The following is a 19,615-nucleotide window of genomic DNA, read 5'->3' on the forward strand; positions in this document are numbered from 1 at the left end:
GACAATAATTATTATGGATTCATAGAGAGGATAGTTTATGACACTCCAGGCAAATATCAGCAAAGAGATAAAAGCGGCAAAGACCCAGGAGGTATATAAGCACGTTGTTCTTTTCAAAATGGCCGCCCCCTCTTACATAAGACGATAACTACAGCTTATGTCCCGTGTTACATAACTTTTCCCGACAGGCCTCTTTTACCCATGCTGAAAAATTCCGCGTCTTTTCAGATTTCAACGCGAATTCTATCTGTTCAAGCATGGAATAGGAAAAACGAATGTTCTTCGTCACGGTCTTACTTGTCCGGGGCTTTGCTGGCATACACACACCTGTATAACATTTGATGTAACGCCGTTACTTTACGCAGGAGTAAATCGGTGAATTTGATCTGAGTCAAGAAGGTGGGTTTTCAATAAAAGTTGTGCCCTAAATTGTGAAGTTTGTAGATTTTATGAACATTTAATGTACCGATCTCCCCCCATGATCGCCACTACGTATGGACGTCAGGATGCCTCCCCGCCTGATCAGAAGCGTTTCCTCATTAAAAAGGACATTTTTTTAAAGTTCCTGGCGCATAAAAGTCACATCCTTTTAAAGGGTTGTTAACCCTGTTGAATGTTCCCACTCCCCTATTCAGGAATATTAAAAACGCTATGCAAATACAGAGCTTCTATCACTCAGCTTCACTAAAAACCCAGGAGGCTTTTAAAAGCCTACAAAAAACCTTATACAACGGAATGCAGATTCTCTCAGGCCAGGGCAAAGCGCCGGCTAAAGCGCCCGACGTTCGCCCGGAAATTATTGTCCTGCGAGAACCCGGCGCGACATGGGGGAATTATCTACAGCATCAGAAGGCGTCTAACCACTCGCTGCATAACCTCTATAACTTACAGCGCGATCTTCTTACCGTCGCGGCAACCGTTCTGGGTAAACAAGACCCGGTTCTAACGTCAATGGCAAACCAAATGGAGTTAGCCAAAGTTAAAGCGGACCGGCCAGCAACAAAACAAGAAGAAGCCGCGGCAAAAGCATTGAAGAAAAATCTTATCGAACTTATTGCAGCACGCACTCAGCAGCAGGATGGCTTACCTGCAAAAGAAGCTCATCGCTTTGCGGCAGTAGCGTTTAGAGATGCTCAGGTCAAGCAGCTTAATAACCAGCCCTGGCAAACCATAAAAAATACACTCACGCATAACGGGCATCACTATACCAACACGCAGCTCCCTGCAGCAGAGATGAAAATCGGCGCAAAAGATATCTTTCCCAGTGCTTATGAGGGAAAGGGCGTATGCAGTTGGGATACCAAGAATATTCATCACGCCAATAATTTGTGGATGTCCACGGTGAGTGTGCATGAGGACGGTAAAGATAAAACGCTTTTTTGCGGGATACGTCATGGCGTGCTTTCCCCCTATCATGAAAAAGATCCGCTTCTGCGTCACGTCGGCGCTGAAAACAAAGCCAAAGAAGTATTAACTGCGGCACTTTTTAGTAAACCTGAGTTGCTTAACAAAGCCTTAGCGGGCGAGGCGGTAAGCCTGAAACTGGTATCCGTCGGGTTACTCACCGCGTCGAATATTTTCGGCAAAGAGGGAACGATGGTCGAGGACCAAATGCGCGCATGGCAATCGTTGACCCAGCCGGGAAAAATGATTCATTTAAAAATCCGCAATAAAGATGGCGATCTACAGACGGTAAAAATAAAACCGGACGTCGCCGCATTTAATGTGGGTGTTAATGAGCTGGCGCTCAAGCTCGGCTTTGGCCTTAAGGCATCGGATAGATATAATGCCGAGGCGCTACATCAGTTATTAGGCAATGATTTACGCCCTGAAGCCAGACCAGGTGGCTGGGTTGGCGAATGGCTGGCGCAATACCCGGATAATTATGAGGTCGTCAATACATTAGCGCGCCAGATTAAGGATATATGGAAAAATAACCAACATCATAAAGATGGCGGCGAACCCTATAAACTCGCACAACGCCTTGCCATGTTAGCCCATGAAATTGACGCGGTACCCGCCTGGAATTGTAAAAGCGGCAAAGATCGTACAGGGATGATGGATTCAGAAATCAAGCGAGAGATCATTTCCTTACATCAGACCCATATGTTAAGTGCGCCTGGTAGTCTTCCGGATAGCGGTGGACAGAAAATTTTCCAAAAAGTATTACTGAATAGCGGTAACCTGGAGATTCAGAAACAAAATACGGGCGGGGCGGGAAACAAAGTAATGAAAAATTTATCGCCAGAGGTGCTCAATCTTTCCTATCAAAAACGAGTTGGGGATGAAAATATTTGGCAGTCAGTAAAAGGCATTTCTTCATTAATCACATCTTGAGTCTTGAGGTAACTATATGGAAAGTCTATTAAATCGTTTATATGCCGCGTTAGGCCTGGATGCACCAGAAGATGAGCCACTTCTCATCATTGATGATGGGATACAGGTTTATTTTAATGAATCCGATCATACACTGGAAATGTGCTGTCCCTTTATGCCATTGCCTGACGACATCCTGACTTTGCAGCATTTTTTACGTCTTAACTATGCCAGCGCCGTCACTATCGGCGCTGACGCAGACAATACTGCTTTAGTGGCGCTTTATCGCTTGCCGCAAACCAGTACCGAAGAAGAGGCGCTCACTGGTTTTGAATTATTCATTTCAAACGTGAAACAATTGAAAGAGCATTATGCATAATTTAATACGTCAACATACTTTCTTAATGAGATAAAACGCGATACGTATGCCCTTTACAAGAGACAAAACCAGAATCTTTGGTGGAAATGTAAGGGGCAAACGTTCCTCTTTCTCATTTTGCTCTGTTTGCGGGAGCATTTTTAGTGTGTAAGTATTCCTGCTCATCAGGTTTTTACGCCATCTACGCACATTTATTCTGCTATAAGTTGAAATTCTGCAAAAAATATTGGTACTTATTATTTTTTCTTTAAGTAAATTTTCGCTCAACAAACTTAATTGTTTATTCAATGATGATGAAGCGTAAGCTATGCTGGAAATGAAGGAAGTCAATAGCAAGGATAATCTTATTATTCACGGGTGATATTACTTCTGCTTCACCGTTATGGCAGATATCATCGCCTCTTGTCAGATGCCAGACACCTACTCATACTCAACCAAAGCTCTAAATACAAAAATCACCTTATATCTTTTTTTATTATTCCTTGTATAAATGTGACTTGACTCACACCTATAAGGAATCGGCTCACTTCCATAAGAAGGAATCAAAATGCCAATAACTAACGCGTCCCCAGAAAATATATTAAGATATTTGCATGCGGCCGGTACCGGTACGGAAGAAGCAATGAAAAGTGCAACTTCACCACGCGGTATACTGGAATGGTTTGTCAATTTTTTTACCTGTGGTGGAGTAAGAAGAAGCAATGAAAGATGCTTTCGGGAGGTAATTGGAAAACTGACCACATCATTATTATATGTAAATAAAGATGCTTTCTTCGATGGTAATAAAATATTTCTGGAGGATGTCAACGGGTGTACTATATGTCTGTCATGTGGAGCAGCATCCGAAAATACGGATCCCATGGTCATTATTGAAGTGAACAAAAATGGAAAAACTGTAACGGATAAAGTTGATAGTGAGAGATTTTGGAATGTATGTCGAATGTTAAAACTGATGAGTAAACATAATATACAACAGCCTGATTCACTTATAACCGAGGGTGGTTTTCTGAACCTGCGCGGAGTAAACCTGGCTAATAAAAATTTCCAGGGGGAAGATTTGTCAGAAATAGATGCTTCTAATGCAGATTTCCGTGAAACAAATCTTTCTAATGTAAATTTAGTCGGTGCAAATTTGTGTTGTACAAATCTACACGCTGTAAATCTAATGGGTTCAAACATGACTAAAGCAAACCTGACTCACGCAGACCTGACTTGCGCTAACATGTCCGGTGTAAACTTAACCGCTGCAATTCTATTCGGCTCAGACTTAACTGACACCAAACTAAATGGTGCGAAATTAGATAAGATAGCTCTAACTTTAGCGAAAGCATTAACAGGAGCCGATCTGACAGGTAGTCAACATACCCCTACTCCACTCCCGGATTACAATGATAGAACTCTTTTCCCCCATCCGATATTTTAGTCGAGATAAAGGGATTTTATAAACAAGAAGTATTCAAACAGAGGCCCCCTTGTTTTATTAAATAAACCCCGCCCCTAAGTTTCATTATAAATAACATTTTCAGCGTATTACTTGTTGGCTTTGTCTGAATCATAGCGTTATCTGTATGTGGCACATTAACTAAAAACACTATTATTGTTTAATTTAAATAATTCATAATTGTAGTCAGGAAATAAGAAGTTATGCTTCCGGTCACCTACAGATTAATACCTCAAAGCGGAGTATCCACATATGGATTAAATACCGCAGATACACCTGTTTTCCCCGATATTCCCGAACATGCACCAAACCCCTCATGGCTACGCCTTGCTCATGACAGCCTTGCCATAAACAGTGAATTCCGTCTGGAGCCAGAGTGTGTGGTGGAGTACCTTATCTCAGGCGCGGGTGGAATAGACCCTGATACAGAAATTGATGACGACACTTATGACGAATGCTACGATGAACTATCCTCCGTACTTCAAAATGCGTATACCCAAAGCGAAACATTCCGCAGACTGATGAATTACGCATATGAAAAAGAACTACATGATGTGGAGCAGCGCTGGCTACTGGGGGCAGGCGAAGCCTTTGAAACTACCGTGGCTCAGGAACACTTCAAACTTTCAGAAGGCAGGAAAGTTATTTGTCTCAATCTGGACGATTCTGATGATTCATATACCGAACATTATGAAAGTAACGAAGGAAGACAACTTTTTGACACAAAACGTTCATTTATTCATGAAGTTGTACATGCACTGACCCATCTTCAGGATAAAGAAGAAAATCATCCAAGAGGCCCTGTTGTCGAATATACCAACATTATTCTGAAAGAGATGGGGCATCCTTCACCTCCCAGAATGGTCTACATCTTCAATAAATAGACACATCAGGAAACGAAAAGAAACTAAAAACCCACGTAGTCCCTTTTTTCGGGAAATATTCTAGCAGTATTTTCTAACTATATTCTAAGCGCCCAAAAAACAAAGGGGCTACCTTTCGGTAACCCCTTGTTTAATCTGGCGGAAGCGCAGAGATTCGAACTCTGGAACCCTTTCGGGTCGCCGGTTTTCAAGACCGGTGCCTTCAACCGCTCGGCCACACTTCCGGAATGAGGCGCACTATAAACATCCCGGTGCGTCATGTAAAGACCGAATGTGTTCGTTTGCGTGAAAAACAGGCAAAACTTTGTTAATTGCCTGAAATAGCAGCACATTGACCATTTCTTCAACACAAAACTGGCTGAATACGTATTGATCGCCTCCACTGTTTCACCGCTGTGATTAGCGATTTTTTTATCGGTAACGCGTGGTTGGCGCTGCCGCCTGTTTTATGGCGTAGCGCCAGGCATGAGCAGACCGTTTTAACGACGGTAATCACCTGAAATCTCTAAAGGAAACTAAACGTAAACGAATGCGTAAAGATGGGTAAAACCACTGGGTGACAGTGACTGTTTTTATTATTCTCCTTTATTAATTACATCTGTCATAAGAGAGTGACTAATGGATCGTATCATTACATCATCGCGTGATCGTAGCTCGCTACTGAGTACGCACAAAGTACTGCGCAACACCTATTTTCTGTTGAGCCTGACGCTGGCTTTCTCCGCAATTACCGCGACAGCCAGTACGGTACTGATGCTGCCCTCCCCCGGCCTGATTCTGACGCTGGTCGGTATGTATGGGCTGATGTTCCTGACCTATAAAACCGCCAATAAGCCGGTCGGTATCCTGTCTGCTTTTGCGTTTACCGGCTTCCTCGGGTATATCCTGGGCCCGATTCTTAACGCCTATCTGTCAGCAGGCATGGGCGATGTGATTGGCCTGGCGCTGGGTGGTACCGCGTTAGTATTTTTCTGCTGCTCCGCTTACGTTTTGACCACCCGTAAGGATATGTCTTTCCTGGGCGGTATGTTAATGGCCGGGATCGTCGTCGTGCTGATTGGTATGGTGGCGAATATTTTCCTGCAACTGCCTGCATTGCACCTGGCGATTAGCGCGGTGTTTATCCTGATTTCCTCGGGCGCTATCCTGTATGAAACCAGTAACATCATTCACGGCGGTGAAACCAACTATATTCGTGCGACCGTCAGCCTGTACGTTTCGCTGTACAACATCTTTGTCAGCCTGCTCAGCATTCTGGGCTTCGCCAGCCGCGACTAATCGACATTCCCCTCTTCCAGCCCTGCTTATGCAGGGCTTTATTTTTTGCTACACTGCCGTCCGTGTTGATTACGCAGTGAAACGTTATGTTGATCTTTGAAGGTAAAGAAATCAGTACTGATAGCGAAGGCTATCTGAAAGAGACGACGCAGTGGAGTGAAGCGTTGGCAGTCGCTATCGCCGCCAATGAAGGCATTGAGCTCTCTGCGGAACACTGGGAAGTCGTGCGCTTCGTGCGCGAATTTTACCTGGAGTTTAATACCTCTCCCGCCATCCGAATGCTGGTAAAAGCGATGGCGAATAAGTTCGGCGAAGAAAAAGGCAATAGCCGCTATCTGTATCGTCTGTTCCCGAAAGGCCCGGCAAAGCAAGCGACCAAAATCGCCGGTCTGCCCAAGCCGGTAAAATGTATTTAATACCGAATACTAAAGCCTGTTAACGTCTCGCGAGGGCTGTGCGGTTCAGTGAGGATTTTGTCCACACGAGCAGAGCGCGGCCCGCCCTCTTTCAGCCACTTGATGAGCTTTTCTACCTGCGCCGCGTCGCCACAGGCCACCACTTCTACGCTTCCGTCATCCATATTCTTCGCATAGCCGGTTAACCCCAGCCGCTGCGCCTCATGCTGCGTGGTATAGCGAAACCCGACGCCCTGAACGCGACCATAAACCCAGGCGATAATGCAGACGTTCGACATGATGGTTCTCCTTTCATAATCAACGGTGAAGACGCATACAGGACATACTTAACGTACCTGACTAGGCAGACACCCATAATGTTGGCGGAATCTGGCCGTAAATCGCGACCCCGACAGGTAGCCGCACCGTAGCGCTATTTCGCCGATCGGCAGCGTCGTCGATTGCAGTTGAGAAAGCGCGCAGGACATGCGTACCTCTTCAATAATTTGCCGATAACTCTGCGATTCGCGCTGCAAACGCCGACGCAGCGTCGATGTTCCCATAGCAAGACGGCGGGCTATCTCCTGGGCTGTCCATAGCTTAGCAGGTGAGAGCATAATCAGTTGCCGCACCTGCTCCGTGAGGGTGTAACGCCGTTCAATAAGCAGCGGTCCCGCCGCGCCATCATGCAAAAGCGCTAACAGTAACCCCATCGCCTGATGTTCCTGTAGCCCGACAGGTAAGCCCTGACGCACAGCATCCAACACGTTCTCCCACATAAATGTCAGGCTACGGCTCATCGGGGTACACAGCGATGTCAGGTTTGCCGGTGGATAATCCTGAACGTACATCGTTTTAAAGCGAGCAATAATCTCCGGTGAAAGTAACAACAGGTCGGAGCGAAAACCGTTCTGCGCAGGCTGATTAATAATCTCCAGCGGCGTGTTCGCCGGAATAATAATCAACTCGCCCGGCCCGGCGACAAGGCGGCTATCATCCTGAATGATGACTTTACTGCCCTGCGTAATATGGCAGATAGCGGCGGAAAAAAGCGTAACACGATGCAAACGGTGCAGATGACTGGAACGCACCTCTGCCGTCGTAAGATCCTGATGTCGAATATGCATCTCCTGCACCGTGCCGTCCTCTGTTTTATCTTCCGTATGTGGCCGTGAATTTTGCTTTCGCAATCACATGCGCGTTAAGCATAAACCCTACCAACGCGCCACTCGACTCACTGTCGAGCGGCAGTGTTGCCGTATTCAGCGCCCACACAGTAAACTGATAGCGATGAGGCTTATCGCCCGGCGGCGGACAGGCGCCGCCAAAACCAGCATAACCGAAATCATTCCGTCCCTGCACCACTCCAGCGGGTAACGTTTTTTTATCAGCCCCCGTCGGCAGGTCGTGAATCTGCGCAGGAATATTCACCATCGTCCAGTGCCACCAGCCGCTTCCGGTTGGCGCATCAGGATCGAAGACGGTAATAGCGTAGCTTTTGGTTCCGGCAGGTGGATTGCGCCAGCTCAGCTGCGGCGAAATATTTTCTCCGCTACAACCAAATCCTTTAAAGACGTGCTGTTGCGTTAAACGAAAATCCGCCGGAATATCCGCGCTACTGAGGCTAAACGCCGACGCGGCAGATACGCCGCCACTCAATGCCATCATTGCGGCTGCGGTCAAAGAGAAGACTGTTTTCATTGTATTTCCTTCTTCATGTAAAGAAATAACACTATAAAAAGCGTCCGCAGAAGAAACTGTGCCTTTACGATTCTATTTTGTGCAGAAACGCTCACCGCCATACGCTGGTGATTGCCCCTCTCATCTGTGCTACCCTACGCGCCATTTCGTTTTCACGGTCCCTGGCTGGAACTATCATCCGGCTCGCGTCACTGTTTGTGAGAGGTTACTCCGCATGACTGAATCTACATTTCCGCAATATCCCCGTTTAGTCCTCAGCAAAGGGCGAGAAAAATCTTTACTCCGCCGCCACCCATGGGTCTTTTCCGGCGCCGTATCCCGTCTGGAAGGCAAAGCCAACCTCGGTGAAACTATCGATATCGTCGACCATCAGGGAAAGTGGTTAGCACGCGGCGCCTGGTCACCAGCCTCCCAGATCCGCGCGCGCGTCTGGACATTTGATAAAGCAGAATCCATTGATATTGCGTTTTTCACCCGCCGCCTGCGCCAGGCGCAGCAGTGGCGCGACTGGCTGGCGAAAAAAGACGGCCTGGATAGCTATCGTCTGATCGCCGGTGAGTCCGATGGCCTGCCTGGCGTCACTATCGATCGTTTTGGTCATTTTTTGGTGCTGCAACTGCTCAGCGCCGGGGCCGAATATCAACGCGCCGCATTAATTAGTGCGCTGCAAACATGCTATCCGGATTGCGCTATTTACGATCGCAGCGACGTCGCCGTGCGGAAAAAAGAAGGGATGGCGCTGACGCAAGGTCCGGTCACTGGCGAACTGCCGCCTGCGCTTTTGCCAATTGAAGAACACGGTATGAAATTGCTGGTCGATATCCAGGGCGGCCACAAAACCGGTTATTATCTTGATCAGCGCGACAGTCGTCTGGCGACGCGCCGCTACGTGGAAAATCAGCGGGTACTGAACTGCTTCTCTTATACCGGCGGTTTTGCCGTGTCGGCGTTAATGGGCGGTTGTCGCCAGGTTGTCAGCGTGGATACCTCACAGGATGCGCTGGATATCGCCAGGCAAAACGTTGAACTGAACCAACTGGACTTGAGCAAAGCCGAATTCGTGCGCGACGACGTATTTAAGTTGCTGCGCGCTTACCGTGAACACGGCGAAAAATTCGACGTCATCATCATGGACCCGCCCAAATTCGTTGAAAATAAAAGCCAGTTAATGGGCGCCTGCCGGGGCTATAAAGACATTAACATGTTAGCGATTCAACTGCTCAATCCGGGCGGCATACTGCTGACATTCTCTTGCTCCGGACTGATGACCAGCGATTTATTTCAGAAAATCATTGCCGATGCCGCAATAGATGCCGGTCGTGATGTACAATTTATAGAGCAGTTCCGTCAGGCCGCCGATCACCCGGTGATCGCCACCTACCCGGAAGGGCTGTATCTGAAAGGGTTTGCCTGTCGCGTCATGTAACTTGAAAAGTGGAATAGTATCCTCATATAAAGGGTATCTATTTCCCGGGAGGTGACTATGATAGCCAGCAAATTCGGTATCGGCCAACAGGTCCGCCATTCCCTGTTAGGTTACCTCGGAGTGGTCGTCGATATCGACCCGGAATATTCGCTTGATGAGCCGTCGCCTGATGAACTGGCGGTTAACGACGAACTTCGCGCCGCTCCGTGGTACCACGTGGTAATGGAAGATGATGATGGTCAGCCAGTGCATACTTATCTGGCCGAGGCCCAGTTGCGAAGCGAAATGCGGGACGAGCATCCAGAACAGCCATCGATGGATGAACTGGCGCGTACCATTCGCAAGCAGCTTCAGGCACCGCGACTACGTAACTGATTGTATTTAAAAGGCCGGAAAGCGATATCCGGCCTTTTAAACTTTTATTTCGCCAGCCCCAGGCGAGGGATCTCAATCGCCGGGCAGCGATCCATCACCACGGTCATGCCTGCATCCCGCGCCAGCACCGCCGCCTGTTCGTTGATCACGCCAAGCTGTAGCCACAGCGTTTTTGCGCCGATGGCGATAGCTTCCTGCGCGACGCCCCATGCAGCTTCAGAGTTGCGAAAAACATCCACCATATCGACTTTTTCGGGAATGTCCGCCAGCGTGGCATACCCCTGTTGCCCCAGCAATGTCTTACCCGCGACTTTTGGCGCAACCGGAATCACATGGTAGCCCTGTTCAAGCAGGTATTTCATTACCCGATAACTTGGACGATCGGGTTTATCGCTCGCACCTACCAGCGCGATAGTGCGAGTGGACGTCAAAACATCAGCAATATCGGTCTCTTTCATCATCTTTCTCCTGGCTGTTTTGCAAAGTGTACGACAAACCTGACATAGCAACCATTCATCCCATACCGATGTATGAGAGCAAAACGCCAAAATATGTCTATATGTTAGTAAACATGATCTAAGAAAAATTTCGATACATTATTAGCCAGACGGCCTTTGGACAGGAGAACCTTATGAAAACCGGCGCGCTAGCCACCTTCCTTGCTCTCTGTTTGCCGGTGACTGTTTTTGCCACAACGCTCCGTTTGTCTAATGAGGTTGATCTGCTGGTGCTGGACGGCAAAAAGGTGTCCAGCTCTTTATTACGCGGCGCAGAGAGCATTGAACTGGAAAACGGGCCGCATCAACTCGTTTTCCGGGTGGAAAAAACCATCCGCCTGCCCGGTAATGAAGAGCGGCTTTATATTTCTCCGCCGCTGGTGATAAGTTTCGATACCCAACTGATAAGTCAGGTCAATTTCCAGCTCCCGCGGCTGGAAAACGAGCGCGAAGCCTCGCATTTTAACGCGGCGCCGCGTCTGGCGCTTTTGGACGGCGACGCCATGCCCATTCCGGTAAAACTCGATATTCTGGCCATTACTTCTACGGCTAAAGTGGTCGATTATGAAATAGAGACCGAGCGTTATAATAAATCGGCGAAACGCGCCTCGCTTCCTCAGTTCGCCACGATGATGGCAGACGACAGCACATTACTTTCCGACGTCTCAGAGCTTGATACCGTACCGCCGCAATCACAAACTCTGACAGAACAGCGGCTGAAATATTGGTTCCGACTGGCCGACCCGCAGACACGCCATCATTTTCTGCAATGGGCGGAAAAACAGCCGCCCTCTTGATATGAGTTGTCCCAGCGCGCAATTTTTTTCTCTTTCTCTTGCAGCATCAAGCGCTTCCAGTAATCTGTAGACAGGTTAACTACGGAATCGAATTATGGAACTGACGACTCGCACCTTGCCGACGCGCAAACATATCGCGTTGGTTGCTCACGACCACTGCAAACAGATGTTAATGAACTGGGTGGAACGCCATCAGCCGTTGCTGGAAAAACACGTTCTTTATGCAACCGGCACCACGGGGAATCTGATCCAGCGCGCAACCGGTATGGACGTTAATGCGATGCTGAGCGGCCCGATGGGCGGCGACCAGCAGGTTGGCGCACTCATTTCAGAAGGGAAAATCGACGTGTTGATTTTCTTCTGGGACCCGCTTAACGCGGTACCGCACGACCCCGATGTCAAAGCGCTACTGCGTCTGGCCACCGTATGGAATATCCCTGTCGCCACTAACGTCTCAACGGCGGACTTTATCATCCAGTCCCCGCATTTTAATGACGCTGTAGATATTCTTATTCCGGATTATGCGCGTTATCTGGCCGAGCGCCTGAAATAACCGCTACGCGGGCGGGATGCTGTACCGCCCGCGCTTTAGGGCTTCCTCGCCACTGGCACATCCAGCTGTTTAAGCGCCTCCACAAAGCGCGAGGGATTATCTTTATTGAAAAGCAGCCAGACCCGCGCACGCGCGCGCGTCAACGCCACATATAACAAACGCCGCTCTTCAGCGTCCGGAAAATCCTCAACCTGAGGAAGAAGCGCACTTTCCATAATGGATTCTCGCGCCGGGGCGGGGAAACCGTCGTTACCCTCCTGCAATCCGACAAGAATCACGTAATCGGCCTGTTGGCCTTTGCTGGCATGGATAGTCATGAAGTCTATCTGTAACTTCGGCCAGCGAGTCGCCGCTTTTTGTAGACTCGCGGGTTTCAGATGGTGATAGCGCGCCAGCACCAGGATACGTTCATCCTCCTTCGCATAGCCGGATAATTTATCCAGTAACGCGTCCAACTGGCTTTCATCCAATAACGTAACCGCTTTTTTATCGCCAGGGGTCAGACTATTTAACGGTTTTTTAAGCTGGTGCGGATTCTGCTGTACAAAGCGATTGGCAATATCGCCAATCCGACTGTTAAAACGGTACGTGGTGTCCAGGTGGCAATGCTCGCCCTCGCCGAACGTCTGATGAAACGCCGTCGTTAAGGAGAGCTGCGCCCCGCTAAAACGGTAAATCGCCTGCCAGTCATCGCCAACGGCAAACAGCGTAGTCTGGCTATTCTGCTTGCGTAGCGCCTCTAACAGCGCCGCCCGTTGCGGGGAAATATCCTGAAATTCATCGACCAGAATATGCTTCCACGGGCTAATAAAACGCCCTTTTTCGAGGATCACCATTGCCTGATGGATCAGCCCGGAGAAATCAACGGCATTTTCCGCTTTCAATGCGCTTTTCCAGGCCTTCAGCAGCGGCGCCATCAACTTAATGCGTTTGCCAAACAGCTCGCGGCACTCCTCTGGCGCGCCAGCGATCATTTCTGCCTGCGCGCCGCCGTGCATACGCATCAAACTGACCCAACGATCCAGGCGAGGGGCCAGACGCCGCTGCAATGTCTCATCGTCCCAGAAATTACCTTCCGGCACCGCCCACTGCATCTCCTCTTCCAGCCACTGACGCCAGCCTTTGGCCTGCGCTTTTTTCTCGCTACACTGCTGACGCCAGGTGCGCAGAAATAGCTGATGCCGCGCGGTGGCGTCACTTTCCAGCTTACTGACAACCGGCGCTTTTTTACTGCCTTGCTGAATAATATACAGCGCCAGCGAATGGAACGTACGGGCAGTAATCTCTTCCGTATGTAAGCGCTCGCGGATACGCTCATCCATCTCTTCTGCCGCCTTGCGACCAAACGCCAGTAAAAGAATTTGCCCCGCATCGGCTTGTCCGCGCGCCAACAGCCAACCCGCGCGCGCCACCAGCACCGAGGTCTTACCGCTTCCCGCGCCCGCCAGTACCAGTAACGATGATTCGCCGTTAACCACCGCCCTGGCCTGGGAAGGATTAAGCGGAGAGGATTCTATCTGCGTAAAAAAGTCGGCATGCGCTTCCAGCATGGCATCAGCATACGCCTGATTATGCTGCTGCCGACTTCCCTCGCTATCCTGTAACCATGCCAGACACTTACGCCATATCTCGCGACAGTGAGCAAACTCCTCCAGACGTGAGACCGGCAGCGGCAAGGCGGCAAACGTCTGGCGAATTTCGTGTTCCAGCCCCCGAACGCGTTCACGGGTAAGCCATTGGTTTCCGCCCGTTCGCTCACTAATACGCGCCCATTGCTCCTGTAATGCCTGCGCGGCGACATCACTCATCTCCTGGCTCCAGCGACGCCAGTGCGCGTCCAGATAGCGATGGAATTGCTGGGTTTCCGACCACTCGGTACCGTGCAAACGCACGACTTTATCCTCCGGCAGGACAAACTCCAGCTCGCCCCATACCAGCCCACGCTTACAGTGAATCGCCAATAACTGATTGAATGGAATAAGATATTCATGCCTGTCGCCAGACACTTTCACCCCAGCGTTGAGGATCTCGGCACGATCATACGGGTGTTGCGCCAGACGTTTTCCAAGAGAAGTTGCTTTCAGTTCCATGACTCAGCGAATCCAGACGTAAAGATGTGCTTATCAGTGTAACCGCCAGAGAAAACGTGCTCCAGTCTAAAAAAACGTTACAATTGCCCGCAGTGATAGAAAACCGGAATGAACTGAGGGTTTATGCGTACCGTTCTGAATATTTTAAACTTTGTACTGGGCGGCTTTGCCACTACGCTGGCCTGGCTGCTGGCGACGCTGGTCAGTATTGTGCTTATTTTTACCCTGCCGTTGACCCGCTCCTGCTGGGAGATAACCAAACTGTCCCTGTTCCCTTACGGTAATGAAGCCATTCACGTTGACGAACTTAATCCGGCGGCGAAAAGCGTATTAATGAATACTGGCGGTACCTTGCTGAATATTTTCTGGTTACTTTTTTTCGGCTGGTGGCTATGCCTGATGCACATTGCCTCCGGTATCGCGCAGTGTGTCACTATCATCGGGATACCTGTCGGTATTGCGAACTTTAAAATTGCCGCGATTGCGCTTTGGCCTGTCGGTCGCCGCGTCGTCTCTGTAGAAACCGCTCGCGCCGCGCGAGAAGCTAACGCGCGCCGCCGTTTTGAATGATCGGGACAAATAGCCTTTATGTTAAGTCCGTTGATTCGCCGTTATACCTGGAACAGTACCTGGCTGTATTACATCCGCATTTTTATCGCTCTGTGCGGCACCACCGCCCTGCCCTGGTGGCTGGGCGACGTCAAACTGACCATCCCGCTCACGCTCGGTATGGTTGCCGCGGCGCTAACCGATCTCGACGACCGCCTTGCCGGACGCTTGCGTAATTTAATCATTACCTTAATTTGCTTTTTTATCGCGTCGGCTTCTGTGGAGCTGCTCTTTCCCTGGCCGTGGCTATTTGCGTTGGGCTTAACGTTATCCACCAGCGGGTTTATTCTGTTGGGAGGACTGGGGCAACGCTATGCCACCATCGCGTTCGGCGCGTTACTCATTGCGATTTATACGATGCTGGGCGCTTCTTTATACGATCACTGGTATCAGCAACCACTGCTCCTGCTGGCAGGCGCAGTATGGTATAACCTACTGACGCTAACCGGGCATCTGCTATTTCCGATCCGTCCGTTGCAGGATAATCTGGCACGCAGTTACGAACAGTTGGCGCACTATCTGGAACTGAAATCACGTCTGTTTGATCCTGATATTGAAGATGAAAGCCAGGCGCCGCTCTATGATTTAGCGTTAGCGAACGGGCAGTTAATGGCGACGCTGAACCAAACGAAAGTGTCGTTGTTGACTCGCCTGCGCGGCGATCGCGGTCAACGCGGTACGCGCCGCACTCTCCATTACTATTTTGTGGCGCAGGATATTCATGAACGCGCCAGTTCTTCGCATATTCAATACCAGACGCTGCGCGATTATTTTCGCCATAGCGACGTCATGTTCCGCTTTCAACGTCTGATGTCGATGCAGGCGCAGGCCTGTACGCAGCTGGCGCGCTGTATCTTACTGCGTACGCCGTACCAGCATGATCCGCGCTTTGAACGCGTCTTTACCCACATTGACGCCGCGCTTGAACGTATGCGCGCCAGCGGCGCTTCTTTAGAGCTGCTGAATACGCTTGGATTCTTATTAACCAACCTACGCGCTATTGATGCGCAACTGGCGACGATCGAGTCGGAGCAGGCCCAGGCAATGCCGCGCAATGAGTCAGAAAACCAGTTGGCTGACGATAGCCTGCACGGGTTTAGCGACATCTGGCTGCGTCTGAGCCGTAATTTTACCCCGGAGTCCGCTCTCTTTCGCCATGCGGTACGCATGTCGCTGGTATTGTGCATCGGTTATGCTCTCATCCAAATTACCGGGATGCGCCACGGGTACTGGATATTGCTCACCAGCCTGTTCGTTTGTCAGCCTAACTATAACGCGACCCGCCATCGCCTTGCGCTCAGGATTATCGGTACGTTGGTAGGCGTTGCGATCGGCCTGCCGATTTTATGGTTTGTCCCTTCGCTTGAAGGACAGTTAGTTCTGCTGGTGATTACCGGCGTGCTTTTCTTCGCATTCCGTAATGTGCAGTATGCCCATGCGACGATGTTCATCACCCTGCTGGTATTACTCTGCTTTAACCTCCTGGGCGAAGGCTTTGAGGTAGCGTTACCGCGCGTCGTCGACACGTTAATTGGCTGCGCTATCGCCTGGGCTGCGGTCAGCTTTATTTGGCCAGACTGGCGCTTTCGCAACCTTCCCCGGGTACTCCAGCGCGCCACCGATGCTAATTGCCGCTACCTTGATGCGATTCTTGAGCAATATCACCAGGGACGGGATAACCGCCTGGCCTATCGCATTGCCAGACGCGACGCGCACAACCGCGATGCAGAACTGGCATCCGTGGTTTCTAATATGTCGAGCGAACCCGACGTCACGGCTGAAACCCGGGAGGCGGCGTTCAGGCTGCTTTGCCTCAATCACACTTTTACCAGCTATATCTCCGCCCTCGGCGCGCACCGCGAAAAGCTCAGTAATCCGGACGTGTTGGGGCTTCTGGATGACGCGGTCTGCTACGTTGATGATGCGCTTCATCATCAACCTGAAGACGAACAGCGCGTACACCAGGCGCTGGAGGGTTTAAAGCAGCGAGTTCAGTCGCTGGAAACACGTCCGGACAGCAAAGAACCTCTGGTTGTTCAACAAATTGGTTTGCTCATTGCCTTACTGCCCGAGATTGGACGCTTGCAACGGCAAATTTCACCGCCGACTTCTACATTAATTACCCAGCCGTAAGCGAATGAGCCCAGTCGGCAAGCTCCTGGCGACGACTCGCCGGGAGCGCCGCTTCATGTACGCCGACAATTGCGCCTTCCAGGGCATACAAAACTTTCACCGTCAGCAAGGGATTGCTTTGTCGCAACCTTAGCCAGCACATTTTCGCGCCCAGTATGCGTAACATATTTTCGTCCTTTATCCCTGACTCATTGAGCAATGTTTCCAGATGGAAGGTCATATTGGGGAGATCTTTGAGCCTGTGTTGTAAAATACGGCTGTGTTTTTCCTTCATTGCCGCGTCAAGCGAATACTTCGATAAACGTACCAGCTGCTGCTGATCGCGCCACAGGCTTTCATCCACCCGGTAATAGTTGAGCATAACGGGACGTCCACATTTCATAAACATGAGCCAGGCGGGAGGATGCTTCACACAGTAGGGTACGCTTTCTTCACAGGCGCGGAGATAAAGCTCGCCATTAGCCACCATCGCAAAGACGGTATCCTCCACAGTCAGACTATAGCTACCGAATAAAGATCGATACTGGATCGTCCCCAAAGAGGCCAAATATTCTTGCGATTTATAGATCCTGTCATAAGAGAGTGCTCTCATAAAATTCCTTTTAAATCATAAAGTAAAAGAATGATTTGCAGTAACGGATCCGTTAATGACGAAAATAGGCAACTTATACTCCGCGAGCAAGATGATTTTTATTTTTGACGCCACTAAGAATAAAAATTGCGAGACAGTTTCCGAAAATAGAGTTGATCTTTCATCGCCACAGGGGTACTGTATGAATATACAGTAACTCACAGGGCTGGATTGATTATGTACACTTCAGGTTATGCAAATCGTTCTTCGTCATTTCCTACCACTACCCACAACGCTGCGCGCACCGCTACGGAAAATGCCGCGGCAGGACTGGTCAGTGAAGTTGTCTACCACGAAGACCAGCCCATGATGGCGCAACTCCTGCTTTTGCCTTTACTCCGTCAGTTAGGCCAACAATCACGCTGGCAGCTCTGGCTCACGCCGCAGCAAAAGCTCAGCCGTGAATGGGTACAGTCTTCAGGTTTGCCATTAACGAAAGTGATGCAAATTAGCCAGCTTGCGCCTCGTCATACGCTGGAGTCGATGATCCGCGCTTTGCGTACAGGAAATTACAGCGTGGTAATTGGTTGGATGACTGAAGAACTGACAGAAGAAGAACATGCCAGCCTGGTTGAAGCAGCGAAGGTAGGTAATGCGGTAGGGTTTATCATGCGCCCTGTACGTGCGCACGCTTTACCCAGGAGACAGCATTCCGGGCTAAAAATTCACTCTAATTTGTATCATTAAGTAAAATTAGGATTTATCCTGGACTTTTTTTTACGCGAACGTATCTCCTTTAAGTGCTAACGTTTTTTTTGCGAGAACGCTTGTCAGAAGCGGTTTCCGCAATTTTTGCTGTACGATTTATCATCTGAAACTGTTAAATGATGTGTATATCCGTCATGTTTTTTTCACATGTCTGACGGAGTTCACACTTGTAAGTTTCCAACTACGTTGTAGACTTTACATCGCCAGGGGTGCTCAGCATAAGCCGTAGATATCGGTAGAGTAACTATTGAGCAGATCCCCCGGTGAAGGATTTAACCGTGTTATCTCGTTGGAGATATTCATGGCGTATTTTGGATGATAACGAGGCGCAAAAAATGAAAAAGACAGCTATCGCGATTGCAGTGGCACTGGCTGGTTTCGCTACCGTAGCGCAGGCCGCTCCGAAAGATAACACCTGGTACGCTGGTGCTAAACTGGGCTGGTCTCAGTACCATGACACCGGCTTCATTAACAATGATGGCCCGACTCATGAAAACCAACTGGGCGCAGGTGCTTTTGGTGGTTACCAGGTTAACCCGTACGTTGGCTTTGAAATGGGCTACGACTGGTTAGGCCGTATGCCGTACAAAGGCGACAACATCAATGGCGCTTATAAAGCTCAGGGCGTTCAGTTGACCGCTAAACTGGGTTATCCAATCACTGACGATCTGGACGTTTATACCCGTCTGGGTGGTATGGTATGGCGTGCAGACACCAAGTCTAACGTCCCTGGCGGCCCGTCTACTAAAGACCACGACACCGGCGTTTCCCCGGTATTCGCGGGCGGTATCGAGTATGCCATCACCCCTGAAATCGCAACCCGTCTGGAATACCAGTGGACTAACAACATCGGTGATGCCAACACCATCGGCACCCGTCCGGACAACGGCCTGCTGAGCGTAGGTGTTTCCTACCGTTTCGGCCAGCAAGAAGCTGCTCCGGTAGTCGCACCGGCACCGGCACCGGCTCCGGAAGTACAGACCAAGCACTTCACTCTGAAGTCTGACGTACTGTTCAACTTCAACAAATCTACCCTGAAGCCGGAAGGCCAGCAGGCTCTGGATCAGCTGTACAGCCAGCTGAGCAACCTGGATCCGAAAGACGGTTCCGTTGTCGTTCTGGGCTTCACTGACCGTATCGGTTCTGACGCTTACAACCAGGGTCTGTCCGAGAAACGTGCTCAGTCTGTTGTTGATTACCTGATCTCCAAAGGTATTCCGTCTGACAAAATCTCCGCACGTGGTATGGGCGAATCTAACCCGGTTACCGGCAACACCTGTGACAACGTGAAACCTCGCGCTGCCCTGATCGATTGCCTGGCTCCGGATCGTCGCGTAGAGATCGAAGTTAAAGGCGTTAAAGACGTGGTAACTCAGCCGCAGGCTTAAGTTTCCGTCTGATA

General features: G+C 49.8%; 23 protein-coding genes and 1 tRNA gene. 15 read left to right on the top strand and 9 right to left on the bottom strand.

Going from position 1 to position 19,615, the window contains the following annotated elements; translation table 11 throughout:
- Nucleotides 1-37 precede the first annotated feature (37 nt).
- Nucleotides 38-148, top strand: a complete 111-nt coding sequence (locus tag HV477_RS03940; RefSeq protein ID WP_001579221.1) for a hypothetical protein — start codon at nt 38-40, stop codon at nt 146-148.
- On the opposite strand, the gene HV477_RS03945 is transcribed toward HV477_RS03940, so the two are convergent.
- A complete protein-coding gene (locus HV477_RS03945) occupies nt 149-319 on the bottom strand; it encodes a YlcI/YnfO family protein (RefSeq protein ID WP_001111006.1) in 171 nt (56 codons plus the stop codon).
- 332 nt (nt 320-651) lie between these two features.
- Here HV477_RS03945 and sopB point away from each other — a divergent pair, with 332 nt between their 5' ends.
- The gene (gene sopB / locus HV477_RS03950) at nt 652-2,337 is read left to right on the top strand and encodes an SPI-1 type III secretion system effector inositol phosphate phosphatase SopB (RefSeq protein ID WP_079899245.1); all 1,686 of its coding nucleotides are present in this window, start codon (nt 652-654) and stop codon (nt 2,335-2,337) included.
- A gap of 16 nt (nt 2,338-2,353) precedes the next feature.
- Nucleotides 2,354-2,695: a type III secretion system chaperone SigE gene (sigE, locus tag HV477_RS03955; protein WP_000444720.1), complete on the top strand. Its 342-nt coding sequence runs from the start codon at nt 2,354-2,356 to the stop codon at nt 2,693-2,695.
- A 9-nt stretch (nt 2,696-2,704) separates the two neighbouring features.
- Here the strand turns inward: sigE and HV477_RS03960 are convergent, their stop codons facing one another.
- Nucleotides 2,705-3,025, bottom strand: a complete 321-nt coding sequence (locus tag HV477_RS03960; protein ID WP_077907596.1) for a hypothetical protein — start codon at nt 3,023-3,025, stop codon at nt 2,705-2,707.
- Between the two features lie 217 nt (nt 3,026-3,242).
- On the opposite strand from HV477_RS03960, the gene pipB reads away from it, so the two are divergent.
- Together pipB and pipA are read left to right on the top strand one after the other, a co-directional pair.
- A complete protein-coding gene (gene pipB, locus HV477_RS03965) occupies nt 3,243-4,118 on the top strand; it encodes an SPI-2 type III secretion system effector PipB (protein ID WP_001123026.1) in 876 nt (291 codons plus the stop codon).
- A 221-nt stretch (nt 4,119-4,339) separates the two neighbouring features.
- Nucleotides 4,340-5,020: a type III secretion system effector protease PipA gene (gene pipA, locus HV477_RS03970; RefSeq protein ID WP_023204320.1), complete on the top strand. Its 681-nt coding sequence runs from the start codon at nt 4,340-4,342 to the stop codon at nt 5,018-5,020.
- 136 nt (nt 5,021-5,156) lie between these two features.
- Here pipA and HV477_RS03975 read toward each other — a convergent pair.
- A tRNA-Ser gene (locus tag HV477_RS03975) sits at nt 5,157-5,244 on the bottom strand.
- Between the two features lie 394 nt (nt 5,245-5,638).
- On the opposite strand from HV477_RS03975, the gene yccA reads away from it, so the two are divergent.
- Together yccA and tusE are read left to right on the top strand one after the other, a co-directional pair.
- Nucleotides 5,639-6,298 carry an FtsH protease modulator YccA gene (yccA, locus tag HV477_RS03980; protein WP_000374046.1) on the top strand — a complete coding sequence of 220 codons (660 nt, stop codon included), beginning with the start codon at nt 5,639-5,641 and terminating at the stop codon, nt 6,296-6,298.
- An 86-nt stretch (nt 6,299-6,384) separates the two neighbouring features.
- Nucleotides 6,385-6,714: a sulfurtransferase TusE gene (tusE, locus tag HV477_RS03985; protein WP_000904446.1), complete on the top strand. Its 330-nt coding sequence runs from the start codon at nt 6,385-6,387 to the stop codon at nt 6,712-6,714.
- On the opposite strand, the gene yccX is transcribed toward tusE, so the two are convergent.
- Genes yccX through HV477_RS04000 form a run of 3 tightly spaced genes read right to left on the bottom strand, consistent with a single transcriptional unit; the run spans nt 6,711 to nt 8,394 of the window.
- Complete coding sequence (yccX, locus tag HV477_RS03990) at nt 6,711-6,992, bottom strand: acylphosphatase (protein WP_000072884.1); 282 nt, start codon at nt 6,990-6,992, stop codon at nt 6,711-6,713. The two genes, tusE and yccX, sit on opposite strands and share 4 nt — an antisense overlap.
- Nucleotides 6,993-7,040: 48 nt before the next feature.
- Nucleotides 7,041-7,820 carry an AraC family transcriptional regulator gene (locus HV477_RS03995; protein ID WP_000548080.1) on the bottom strand — a complete coding sequence of 260 codons (780 nt, stop codon included), beginning with the start codon at nt 7,818-7,820 and terminating at the stop codon, nt 7,041-7,043.
- Nucleotides 7,821-7,845: 25 nt separating this feature from the next.
- Entirely contained in the window at nt 7,846-8,394 is a 549-nt protein-coding gene (locus HV477_RS04000) for a YbhB/YbcL family Raf kinase inhibitor-like protein (protein ID WP_000859416.1), read from the bottom strand.
- Nucleotides 8,395-8,608: 214 nt separating this feature from the next.
- Here HV477_RS04000 and rlmI point away from each other — a divergent pair, with 214 nt between their 5' ends.
- Nucleotides 8,609-9,820: a 23S rRNA (cytosine(1962)-C(5))-methyltransferase RlmI gene (gene rlmI, locus HV477_RS04005; protein WP_000140480.1), complete on the top strand. Its 1,212-nt coding sequence runs from the start codon at nt 8,609-8,611 to the stop codon at nt 9,818-9,820.
- Between the two features lie 57 nt (nt 9,821-9,877).
- Complete coding sequence (gene hspQ, locus HV477_RS04010) at nt 9,878-10,195, top strand: heat shock protein HspQ (protein WP_000561983.1); 318 nt, start codon at nt 9,878-9,880, stop codon at nt 10,193-10,195.
- A gap of 44 nt (nt 10,196-10,239) precedes the next feature.
- On the opposite strand, the gene HV477_RS04015 is transcribed toward hspQ, so the two are convergent.
- Nucleotides 10,240-10,653, bottom strand: coding sequence for a CoA-binding protein (locus tag HV477_RS04015; protein WP_001537782.1), 414 nt, complete (start codon nt 10,651-10,653; stop codon nt 10,240-10,242).
- Nucleotides 10,654-10,826: 173 nt separating this feature from the next.
- On the opposite strand from HV477_RS04015, the gene HV477_RS04020 reads away from it, so the two are divergent.
- Nucleotides 10,827-11,489, top strand: coding sequence for a DUF2057 family protein (locus HV477_RS04020; protein WP_000847719.1), 663 nt, complete (start codon nt 10,827-10,829; stop codon nt 11,487-11,489).
- Between the two features lie 94 nt (nt 11,490-11,583).
- On the top strand, nt 11,584-12,042 hold the full coding sequence (gene mgsA, locus HV477_RS04025) for a methylglyoxal synthase (protein ID WP_000424187.1): 459 nt from the start codon (nt 11,584-11,586) through the stop codon (nt 12,040-12,042).
- 35 nt (nt 12,043-12,077) lie between these two features.
- On the opposite strand, the gene helD is transcribed toward mgsA, so the two are convergent.
- Nucleotides 12,078-14,132 (bottom strand): DNA helicase IV, encoded by a 2,055-nt coding sequence (helD, locus tag HV477_RS04030; RefSeq protein ID WP_079899244.1) that lies wholly within the window; start codon nt 14,130-14,132, stop codon nt 12,078-12,080.
- A 123-nt stretch (nt 14,133-14,255) separates the two neighbouring features.
- Between helD and HV477_RS04035 the strand changes: the two genes are divergently transcribed.
- Together HV477_RS04035 and yccS are read left to right on the top strand one after the other, a co-directional pair.
- Entirely contained in the window at nt 14,256-14,702 is a 447-nt protein-coding gene (locus HV477_RS04035; protein ID WP_001261222.1) for a YccF domain-containing protein, read from the top strand.
- Between the two features lie 18 nt (nt 14,703-14,720).
- Complete coding sequence (yccS, locus tag HV477_RS04040; protein WP_000950869.1) at nt 14,721-16,874, top strand: YccS family putative transporter; 2,154 nt, start codon at nt 14,721-14,723, stop codon at nt 16,872-16,874.
- Here yccS and HV477_RS04045 read toward each other — a convergent pair.
- Entirely contained in the window at nt 16,861-17,466 is a 606-nt protein-coding gene (locus tag HV477_RS04045; RefSeq protein WP_001202375.1) for a TfoX/Sxy family DNA transformation protein, read from the bottom strand. The genes yccS and HV477_RS04045 overlap by 14 nt on opposite strands.
- Nucleotides 17,467-17,682: 216 nt before the next feature.
- Between HV477_RS04045 and sulA the strand changes: the two genes are divergently transcribed.
- Both sulA and ompA read left to right on the top strand, forming a co-directional pair.
- Nucleotides 17,683-18,192, top strand: coding sequence for an SOS-induced cell division inhibitor SulA (gene sulA / locus HV477_RS04050; protein ID WP_000288732.1), 510 nt, complete (start codon nt 17,683-17,685; stop codon nt 18,190-18,192).
- Between the two features lie 356 nt (nt 18,193-18,548).
- On the top strand, nt 18,549-19,601 hold the full coding sequence (gene ompA / locus HV477_RS04055; RefSeq protein WP_001670727.1) for a porin OmpA: 1,053 nt from the start codon (nt 18,549-18,551) through the stop codon (nt 19,599-19,601).
- Nucleotides 19,602-19,615: the final 14 nt, after the last annotated feature.

It is taken from the genome of Salmonella sp. SG203, assembly GCF_013350575.1.
GTDB lineage: Bacteria > Pseudomonadota > Gammaproteobacteria > Enterobacterales > Enterobacteriaceae > Salmonella > Salmonella enterica.

Bases quoted from the DNA above. Each gene is read 5' to 3' on its own strand.
- pipA (WP_023204320.1), top strand. From the start codon at position 4,340: ATGCTTCCGGTCACCTACAGATTAATACCTCAAAGCGGAGTATCCACA.
- sopB (WP_079899245.1), top strand. From the start codon at position 652: ATGCAAATACAGAGCTTCTATCACTCAGCTTCACTAAAAACCCAGGAG.
- HV477_RS03945 (WP_001111006.1), bottom strand. From the start codon at position 319: ATGCCAGCAAAGCCCCGGACAAGTAAGACCGTGACGAAGAACATTCGT.
- yccX (WP_000072884.1), bottom strand. From the start codon at position 6,992: ATGTCGAACGTCTGCATTATCGCCTGGGTTTATGGTCGCGTTCAGGGC.
- sigE (WP_000444720.1), top strand. From the start codon at position 2,354: ATGGAAAGTCTATTAAATCGTTTATATGCCGCGTTAGGCCTGGATGCA.
- HV477_RS04000 (WP_000859416.1), bottom strand. From the start codon at position 8,394: ATGAAAACAGTCTTCTCTTTGACCGCAGCCGCAATGATGGCATTGAGT.
- sulA (WP_000288732.1), top strand. From the start codon at position 17,683: ATGTACACTTCAGGTTATGCAAATCGTTCTTCGTCATTTCCTACCACT.
- pipB (WP_001123026.1), top strand. From the start codon at position 3,243: ATGCCAATAACTAACGCGTCCCCAGAAAATATATTAAGATATTTGCAT.
- ompA (WP_001670727.1), top strand. From the start codon at position 18,549: ATGAAAAAGACAGCTATCGCGATTGCAGTGGCACTGGCTGGTTTCGCT.
- HV477_RS03940 (WP_001579221.1), top strand. From the start codon at position 38: ATGACACTCCAGGCAAATATCAGCAAAGAGATAAAAGCGGCAAAGACC.
- helD (WP_079899244.1), bottom strand. From the start codon at position 14,132: ATGGAACTGAAAGCAACTTCTCTTGGAAAACGTCTGGCGCAACACCCG.
- mgsA (WP_000424187.1), top strand. From the start codon at position 11,584: ATGGAACTGACGACTCGCACCTTGCCGACGCGCAAACATATCGCGTTG.
- hspQ (WP_000561983.1), top strand. From the start codon at position 9,878: ATGATAGCCAGCAAATTCGGTATCGGCCAACAGGTCCGCCATTCCCTG.
- rlmI (WP_000140480.1), top strand. From the start codon at position 8,609: ATGACTGAATCTACATTTCCGCAATATCCCCGTTTAGTCCTCAGCAAA.
- yccS (WP_000950869.1), top strand. From the start codon at position 14,721: ATGTTAAGTCCGTTGATTCGCCGTTATACCTGGAACAGTACCTGGCTG.
- yccA (WP_000374046.1), top strand. From the start codon at position 5,639: ATGGATCGTATCATTACATCATCGCGTGATCGTAGCTCGCTACTGAGT.
- HV477_RS03995 (WP_000548080.1), bottom strand. From the start codon at position 7,820: ATGCATATTCGACATCAGGATCTTACGACGGCAGAGGTGCGTTCCAGT.
- HV477_RS04015 (WP_001537782.1), bottom strand. From the start codon at position 10,653: ATGAAAGAGACCGATATTGCTGATGTTTTGACGTCCACTCGCACTATC.
- HV477_RS04035 (WP_001261222.1), top strand. From the start codon at position 14,256: ATGCGTACCGTTCTGAATATTTTAAACTTTGTACTGGGCGGCTTTGCC.
- HV477_RS04020 (WP_000847719.1), top strand. From the start codon at position 10,827: ATGAAAACCGGCGCGCTAGCCACCTTCCTTGCTCTCTGTTTGCCGGTG.
- tusE (WP_000904446.1), top strand. From the start codon at position 6,385: ATGTTGATCTTTGAAGGTAAAGAAATCAGTACTGATAGCGAAGGCTAT.
- HV477_RS04045 (WP_001202375.1), bottom strand. From the start codon at position 17,466: ATGAGAGCACTCTCTTATGACAGGATCTATAAATCGCAAGAATATTTG.